This is a genomic window from Nocardioides sp. Z22_16, from assembly GCF_058134365.1.
Genome location: NZ_JBYTTI010000009.1, coordinates 1 through 1,618 on the forward strand (window position 1 = coordinate 1; position 1,618 = coordinate 1,618).

A 1,618-nucleotide genomic window follows, 5' to 3' on the forward strand; every position below is an offset into this window, starting at 1 on the left:
TGTGGCAGAGCGTGGGACCCGAACTGGTAGTAGTCAAGCGATGGGGTGACGCAGGAAGGCAGTCCAACCGTGGCGATGGTAGTCCACGGCTAAGGGTGTAGGACGAGCGGACAGGCAAATCCGCCGCTCATGTGTCTGAGACCTGATGGGGACCCCGTAGGGGGGAAGTGGATGATCCTATGCTGTCGAGAAAAACCTCTAGCGAGCTATGCGCCGCCCGTACCCCAAACCGACTCAGGTGATCAGGTAGAGAATACCAAGGCGATCGAGACAACCATGGTTAAGGAACTCGGCAAAATGCCCCCGTAACTTCGGGAGAAGGGGGGCCGGATCCGTTACCCACCTTGCGTGGGAAAGCGGTGATGGCCGCAGAGACCAGGCCCAAGCGACTGTTTACTAAAAACACAGGTCCGTGCGAAGTTGTAAGACGATGTATACGGACTGACTCCTGCCCGGTGCTGGAAGGTTAAGGGGACCGGTTAGAGGATTCGTCCTCGAAGCTGAGAACTTAAGCCCCAGTAAACGGCGGTGGTAACTATAACCATCCTAAGGTAGCGAAATTCCTTGTCGGGTAAGTTCCGACCTGCACGAATGGAGTAACGACTTGGGCGCTGTCTCAACCATGGACTCGGCGAAATTGCACTACGAGTAAAGATGCTCGTTACGCGCGGCAGGACGGAAAGACCCCGGGACCTTTACTATAGTTTGGTATTGGTGTTTGGTTCGGCTTGTGTAGGATAGGTGGGAGACTGTGAACCGGCCACGCCAGTGGTCGGGGAGTCATCGTTGAAATACCACTCTGGTCGTACTAGATGTCTAACCTAGGTCCGTAATCCGGATCAGGGACAGTGCCTGATGGGTAGTTTAACTGGGGCGGTTGCCTCCTAAAATGTAACGGAGGCGCTCAAAGGTTCCCTCAGCCTGGTTGGCAATCAGGTGGCGAGTGTAAGTGCACAAGGGAGCTTGACTGTGAGACAGACATGTCGAGCAGGGACGAAAGTCGGAACTAGTGATCCGGCGCCAGCAGGTGGAAGCGGCGTCGCTCAACGGATAAAAGGTACCCCGGGGATAACAGGCTGATCTTCCCCAAGAGTCCATATCGACGGGATGGTTTGGCACCTCGATGTCGGCTCGTCGCATCCTGGGGCTGGAGCAGGTCCCAAGGGTTGGGCTGTTCGCCCATTAAAGCGGCACGCGAGCTGGGTTTAGAACGTCGTGAGACAGTTCGGTCCCTATCCGCCGCGCGCGCAGGAAACTTGAGAAAGGCTGTCCCTAGTACGAGAGGACCGGGATGGACGAACCTCTGGTGTGCCAGTTGTCCCGCCAGGGGCACGGCTGGTTGGCTACGTTCGGAAGTGATAACCGCTGAATGCATCTAAGCGGGAAGCACGTTTCAAGATGAGGTTTCCCACCACGTAAGTGGGTAAGGCCCCCAGCAGAACACTGGGTTGATAGGCCGGAGGTGTACAGCAGTAATGCCTAGCCGACCGGTACTAATAGGCCGAGGGCTTGTCCCAACACCGTACAAAACCACTCAACGGTGACAAGACCCCTAATGCGCACATGTTTGCCCGCGTCCACTAACCAGTTCCCAACCAACAAACCCCCGACCCCACAC

At 56.4% G+C, this 1,618-nt stretch carries 1 rRNA gene; it reads left to right on the forward strand.

What is annotated here, in order from left to right:
- A 23S ribosomal RNA gene (locus tag AC3X7R_RS18765) occupies window positions 1-1,517 on the forward strand; the annotation flags it as partial.
- Window positions 1,518-1,618 lie beyond the last annotated feature (101 nt).